Raw genomic sequence first — 5,969 nt, forward strand, 5'->3', positions numbered from 1 at the left:
CCCCCGGGTGGGGAGGGCCGGGCGGCGGGCTCAGCCGGCCGGCGTCGGCGCGGGGGCGTAGCCGGCCGGGCGGGTGGTGAAGGTGCCGCGGCCCTGGGTGCGGCCGCGCAGGCGGCCCGCGTAGCCGAACAGTTCGGCGAGCGGGACCAGCGCGCCCACCTGGGCGGTGGCGCCGGGGCCGGGGTCGGTGGAGCGGACGTGGCCGCGGCGGGCGGCGAGGTCGCCGAGGACGCTGCCCAGCGCGTCCTCGGGCACGGTGACCGTCACCTCGGCGACCGGTTCCAGCAGGTGCATCCGCGAGGCGCGCAGGGCCTCGCGCAGGCCGAGGCGGGCGGCGGTGCGGAAGGCGAGCTCGGAGGAGTCCTTGGGATGGGTGGACCCGTCGGTGAGGGTGACGGCGACGCCGGTGACCGGGTGTCCGCCGAGCGGTCCTTCGGCCAGGGCGTCGCGGCAGCCCGCCTCGACGGCCTGCACGTACTCGCGCGGCACCCGTCCGCCGGTGACGGAGGAGGCGAACGCGAACTCCCCTTCGGCGCCGTCCGGCAGGGGGTGGACGTCGAGGACGAGGTGGGCGAACTGGCCGGCGCCGCCGTCCTGTTTGGCGTGCCGGTGGACGAAGCCGGTGACGCCCTCGACGAGGGCCTCGCGCAGGGCGACGCGCGGGCGGCCGACGACCGCCTCGATCCCGGCCTCGCGCCGGACCTTCTCCACCGCGACCTCCAGGTGCAGTTCGCCCAGGCCGGACAGGGTGCGCTGGCCGGTCTCGGGGTCGGTGGCCACACGCAGCGAGGGGTCCTCCTCGGCGAGGCGGGCGAGGGCGGCGGCCAACTTGTCGGTGTCGACGGCGCGGCGGGCCTCGACGGCGACGGTGACGACCGGTTCGGCGCTCACGGGGGCCTCCAGGAGGATCGGGTGGTCGGGGTCGCACAGGGTGGCGCCGACGCGGGTGTGCTTGGGGCCGACGACGGCGACGATGTCGCCGGCGCGGGCGTGGTCGGTCTCGGTGTGGCGGTCGGCCAGGACGGTGAGGATGCGGGCGACGCGTTCGCGGCGGCCGGTGGCGGTGTCGAGCACGGTGGCTCCCTTGTGGAGGGTGCCGGCGTACAGGCGCAGGTGGGTGAGGCGCCCGGTGGGGGCGGCCGTGACCTTGAACGCCAGGGCGGTCAGGGGCTGTTCGGGGTCGGCCTCGCGCTGCTGGGTGCGGTCGGCGGAGCGGGTGGGCGGGACGTCGAGCGGGGAGGGCAGGTAGGCGACGGCGGCGTCCAGGAGCGGTTCGATGCCGCGGTTGCGGTAGGCGGAGCCGCACAGCACCACGACGGCCTCGCCGGTGCGGGTGAGGTCGCGCAGGGCGGCGGTGAGGGTGGCGGCGGTGACGGTTCCGTGGGTGCAGAACTCCTCCAGGGCCCGGGGGTGCAGTTCGGCGACGGCCTCCTCCAGGGCGCGGCGGCGTTCGGCGGCCCGGTCTTCGAGGTGGGCGGGCACCGGGCCGTGCGCCAGGGCGCCGTCCTCGTGCCAGGTGAGGGCGCGCTGGTGGACGAGGTCGACGACGCCGGTGAACGACTCCTCGGCGCCGATGGGCAGGTGGACGGCCAGCGGGCGCGGGTGGAGGCGTTCGCGGATGGAGTCGACGGCCGTGTCCAGGTCGGCGCCGGCCCGGTCGAGCTTGTTGACGAAGGCGATGCGCGGCACGCCGTGGCGTTCGGCCTGGCGCCACACCGACTCGCTCTGCGGTTCGACGCCGGCGACCGCGTCGAACACCGCCACCGCGCCGTCCAGGACGCGCAGGGAGCGCTCGACCTCGTCGGCGAAGTCGACGTGGCCGGGGGTGTCGATGAGGTTGATCCGGTGTCCGGCCCAGGCGCAGCTGACGGCGGCGGCGAAGATGGTGATGCCGCGGTCGCGTTCCTGGGGGTCGAAGTCGGTGACGGTGGTGCCGTCGTGGACCTCGCCGCGCTTGTGGGTGGTGCCGGTGAGGTAGAGGATCCGCTCGGTGACGGTGGTCTTGCCGGCGTCGACGTGGGCGAGGATGCCGAGGTTGCGGACGGCGGCGATGCCGGTGGCCGCGGTGGCGGTGCTCGCGGTGGTGGTGCTCGCGATGGTGGTGGTGGCGGTGCTCGTGGTGGTGGTGTGGGTGCGCATGGCCCGGGTGCCTTTCGAGGCGGTCCTTCTGGTGGGTGGGCGCGCGATTCGGCAGTGCCGACGGATCGTCTGATTCCTTGCCATGCAAGGGACTTACGGCCGGACGGGCCGGTGTCAGACGGTGTCAGGCGGTGGCGGCACTGCTCCGGTGCCGGCCGCGCAGCGGGCACCGGGAGAGGCGGGACACCAGGATCACCTCGTACCGCGACGCGGGAGAGGGGGCGGCGGCGCTCTGCTTCGGCATGGCCGCCCTCCCCCTCTCCTCGTCTCGTACGTCACGGTCGTCGCGGTCGGGCCGCGCGTCGGAGCGCGGCCGCGTGGCGAGTGTAGGGAAGGCGGGCCGGACGGTGCGACGGGTTTTACGGTGCGCGGGTTCTACGGTGCCGGGTCCGGGTCTCGCGGCGCGTGGAAGCGCAGGACCGGTTCGGACCAGCCGTCGTCGCGCACCCCGGCGTCCAGGGCGGCGCCGATGGCCCGTTCCTCGTAGCCGAAGTGGGAGTCCATGATGGCGGCGAGCCCGTCGAGTTCGCGTCCGATCGCCTCCAGGTCGGCGTCGGGCCGTCCGGCGGCCTGGTCGGCGAGCTGGCGCACCCGGGTGAGAATGCCGGTGATGAGGCCGTGGTCCTCGACGAGGTTGGCGATGGTCGGCGCCAGGTCGGGGCGTTCGCGCAGGAGTTGGGCGAACAGGCCGTCGTCCTCGCCCTGGTGGTGGTTGGTCAGGGCGGTACAGAAGGCCAGGCAGTGGGTGAGGAGCCGGTCGTCGCCGTGCGGGCGGGGCCGGCCGAGGTTCGCGCGCAGGTCGGCGAGGCGGCGGCGCAAGTCCTGGTGCGCGCGGGAGAGTTGCAGGCTGAGGGCGGCCGTACGGCCGGTGGAGGGGGAGGCCACGGGTGGCGGTCCCTTCGGTTGCGCACCTCCATGCCTGACGCGGTCCGTCACCGGCACGCGATGCTCGCGCCAGCAGATCACGCGATCCACCCGGAAGGCAAGCGGCGTCCCGGGGTAGCCGTCACGCTCCGCCGGCGAGGTCGCGCAGGGTCGCCCCGGCCTTCGGGGTCAGGACGAGCGGGCCCCGGCCGCTCGTCCACACGGCCCGCACGTCCAGGCTCCGCAGGCGCCAGCCGTCGGGGGTGCGCACCGCCTCGCCGGTGAACGTGCCGCCGACGTCGAAGTGGCCGCCGGGCTCCTCGCCGCGCGCCTGCTGGGTGGAGGCGAGGTGGACGTGCGCCATGACGGCGTTCCAGCGCACCGCGGCCCGGTCCCCGTCCAGGTCGATCATGTGGTTGGCGCCCACGTGCTGGGTCCGCTCGAACTTCCCGAGGGTCGCCTGCTCGGACTCGGCCAGCCCGTCGATGCCCTCGTGGTCCCCCACCGGCGTGGTGATCCGCACGTCGGGGGTGAAGTAGCGCCGCGCCCAGGCCTCGTCGAACCGTCCGCCGTCGCGGGGCACCGTGTCGAGGCTGAGCAGGTAGCCGTCGATGAGGCCGGTGATGTCGGCGCGGTCGGCGAGGACCCGGACGCGCTGTTCGAGCGCGGCGAGGTTCGCGGCGATGGTGGTGGTGTCGGCGGTGTCGATGGTGGTGGTGTCGGTGTTGGTGGTCATGGCCCTGGCTCCTTGGGGTCGCCGTGCGTGGCGCGTCCGGTCCGGTCGCGCACCACGCAGGCTAGGACCTCAAGTCGACTTGAGATCAAGGTCCCGACCCGGAGCCGGCCGGGTCCCCCCGGCGGCGGGCCTGGTGGCGGGTTCGGCGGCGGGCTTGGTGGCGGGTTCGGCCCGCGGGCGCCCGAGCAGGATGCCGGCCACGACCAGCGCCAGCCCCGCGCCCTGGCGCACCCCGAAGGCGTCGCCGTCCAGCGCCGTGCCCAGCAGCACGCCGGTGAGCGGGTTGAGCAGTCCGAGCAGGCCCACGGTGCCGGCCGGCAGGTGGCGCAGTCCGGCGAACCAGCAGGCGAAGGCGAGCGCGGTGGCGATCACGGTGGTGTAGCCGAAGGCGAGCAGGGTGGGCGCGTCCACCGGCGGGGGCGGGCCCTCGACGGCGGCGGCGAGCGGCAGCAGCACCAGGCCGCCCGCGGTCAGCTGCCAGGCGGTGGCGGCGAGCGGGTCGGCGCCCTCGCGCCAGCGGGCGGCCAGCACGTAGCCGACGGAGGAGACCAGCATCGCCGCCGCCGAGGCGGCCAGCCCGGCCCAGCCGATCCCCTCCCCCGGTCCGGCCAGGGCCAGCGCGACCCCGGCCAGGCCCACCACCGCCCCCGCCAGGTGCGCGCGGCGCGGGCGCCGGCCGGCCAGCACCCAGGCGGTGAGCAGCATCGTCAGCGGGGAGGCGGCCATGACGGTGGCGGCGGCGCTGGTGGGCAGCAGTTGGGAGGCGAGGTAGAGCAGGACGAAGAAGACGGCGGTGTTGAGCAGGCCGAGCAGCGCGCTGCGCCACCACCAGGCGCCGTGCGGGCGGCGGCGGGCGAGGGCGAGGAGCAGCAGGCCGGCGGGCAGGGCGCGCAGGGCGGCGCCCCACAGGGGGTGGTCGGCGGGCAGGTGGGCGTGGGTGACCCAGTAGTTGGCGCCCCAGGCGACGGGGGCGAGGGCGGTGAGCAGGACCCACCGCGTATTGGCTTCCATGGAAGACAATATAGCTTCCCAGGAAGCTATCGGGAGTAGGATGGCGTCCATGGAGCACGGACAGGGACAGCATGCCGACCACGCGGACCACGTCGCCCGGGTCCAGGCCGAGTGGCGGCGCGAACGCCCCGACCTGGACGTCTCCCCGCAGGCCGTCATCGGGCGCCTGCACCGCCTCGCCGACCGCCTGAGCGCCGAACTCGCCCTCGTCTACCAGCGCTACGGCCTGGGCGAGGGCGAGTTCGACGTGCTCGCCGCGCTGCGCCGGGCCGGCGCCCCGTACGAGCGGGCCCCCGGCGAGCTGGCCGCGCACACGATGGTGACCACCGGGGCGATGACCAAGCGGATCGACCGCCTGGAGCGCGCCGGGCTGGTCACCCGCCGCCCGGCCGCCGACGACCGGCGCGGGCGCGTGGTCGCGCTCACCGACGCCGGCCGGCGCCTGATCGACGAGGCGTTCACCGCCCACATGCGCAACGAGCACCGGCTGCTGGCCCACCTGAGCCCCGAGGAGGCCGGCGCCCTGCAGGGGCTGCTCACCGTCTGGCAGCAGCGCCTGGACGGCACCGGGGGCGCGGAGGCCCGCCGAACGCGCGGGGCCTGACGCCGGGCCGTGGGAAGCTGACGCATGACCAGCGCACCTCCCCCGGACTCCCCCTCGCCCGGCCACCGGTCCGACTCCGCTCCCCCGCCCGGCTGGGGGAACCCGGCCGTGCGCGCCGACCGGCGCCTGGTGGCGATGCTCCAGGAGCTGCGGGTGCTCCAGACCGGCGTGCAGATCGTCTTCGCGTTCCTGCTCGGCGTCGCCTTCACCCCGCGCTTCGCCCAGCTCTCCGACGCCCAACAGGACGTCTACGTCACCACCCTGCTGCTGTCGGTCGTCGCCGCGGCCGTCCTGGCCACCCCCGTCGCCCTGCACCGCGGGCTGTACCGCCACCCGGGCAAGGAGCGGATCGTCGCCGTCTCCGTGCGCGTCGCCCAGGTGGGCCTGCTGCTGCTCGCCTCCGCGCTGACCGGCGCCGTGCTGCTGGTCCTGGACGTCGTCCTCGGCACGGCGCTCGCGGTGCCGATCACCTGCGGCATCGCGCTGATCTTCGCCGTGCTGTGGTTCGGCCTGCCCTGGGCGGTGCGCCGCGCCGCCACCCGCGACGGGGCCTGACCGCAGGGCTGCCGTACGGGGCCGTCCGCTGCCGCCGCCCGCACCGGGGACGGTGCGGGC

The 5,969-nt window shown here is 75.7% G+C and carries 6 protein-coding genes; 2 read left to right on the forward strand and 4 right to left on the reverse strand.

Annotated features, from left to right (window positions below):
- Positions 1–30: 30 nt before the first annotated feature.
- The 4 genes from fusA to ACFU6K_RS28695 all read right to left on the reverse strand — a co-directional run bounded on the left by fusA (position 31) and on the right by ACFU6K_RS28695 (position 4,750).
- Positions 31–2,139, reverse strand: a complete 2,109-nt coding sequence (fusA, locus tag ACFU6K_RS28680; RefSeq protein WP_380667819.1) for an elongation factor G — start codon at positions 2,137–2,139, stop codon at positions 31–33.
- Positions 2,140–2,514: 375 nt separating this feature from the next.
- Positions 2,515–3,024: a hemerythrin domain-containing protein gene (locus tag ACFU6K_RS28685; protein ID WP_380667821.1), complete on the reverse strand. Its 510-nt coding sequence runs from the start codon at positions 3,022–3,024 to the stop codon at positions 2,515–2,517.
- Positions 3,025–3,145: 121 nt separating this feature from the next.
- Positions 3,146–3,739 carry a nuclear transport factor 2 family protein gene (locus ACFU6K_RS28690; protein ID WP_380667823.1) on the reverse strand — a complete coding sequence of 198 codons (594 nt, stop codon included), beginning with the start codon at positions 3,737–3,739 and terminating at the stop codon, positions 3,146–3,148.
- A 69-nt stretch (positions 3,740–3,808) separates the two neighbouring features.
- Complete coding sequence (locus ACFU6K_RS28695; RefSeq protein WP_380667825.1) at positions 3,809–4,750, reverse strand: DMT family transporter; 942 nt, start codon at positions 4,748–4,750, stop codon at positions 3,809–3,811.
- Between the two features lie 49 nt (positions 4,751–4,799).
- On the opposite strand from ACFU6K_RS28695, the gene ACFU6K_RS28700 reads away from it, so the two are divergent.
- Together ACFU6K_RS28700 and ACFU6K_RS28705 are read left to right on the forward strand one after the other, a co-directional pair.
- Positions 4,800–5,354 (forward strand): MarR family winged helix-turn-helix transcriptional regulator, encoded by a 555-nt coding sequence (locus tag ACFU6K_RS28700; RefSeq protein ID WP_380667827.1) that lies wholly within the window; start codon positions 4,800–4,802, stop codon positions 5,352–5,354.
- Positions 5,355–5,378: 24 nt separating this feature from the next.
- Entirely contained in the window at positions 5,379–5,909 is a 531-nt protein-coding gene (locus ACFU6K_RS28705) for a DUF6328 family protein (RefSeq protein ID WP_380667829.1), read from the forward strand.
- Positions 5,910–5,969 lie beyond the last annotated feature (60 nt).

It is taken from the genome of Kitasatospora sp. NPDC057512 (assembly GCF_042802135.1).
GTDB lineage: Bacteria > Actinomycetota > Actinomycetes > Streptomycetales > Streptomycetaceae > Kitasatospora.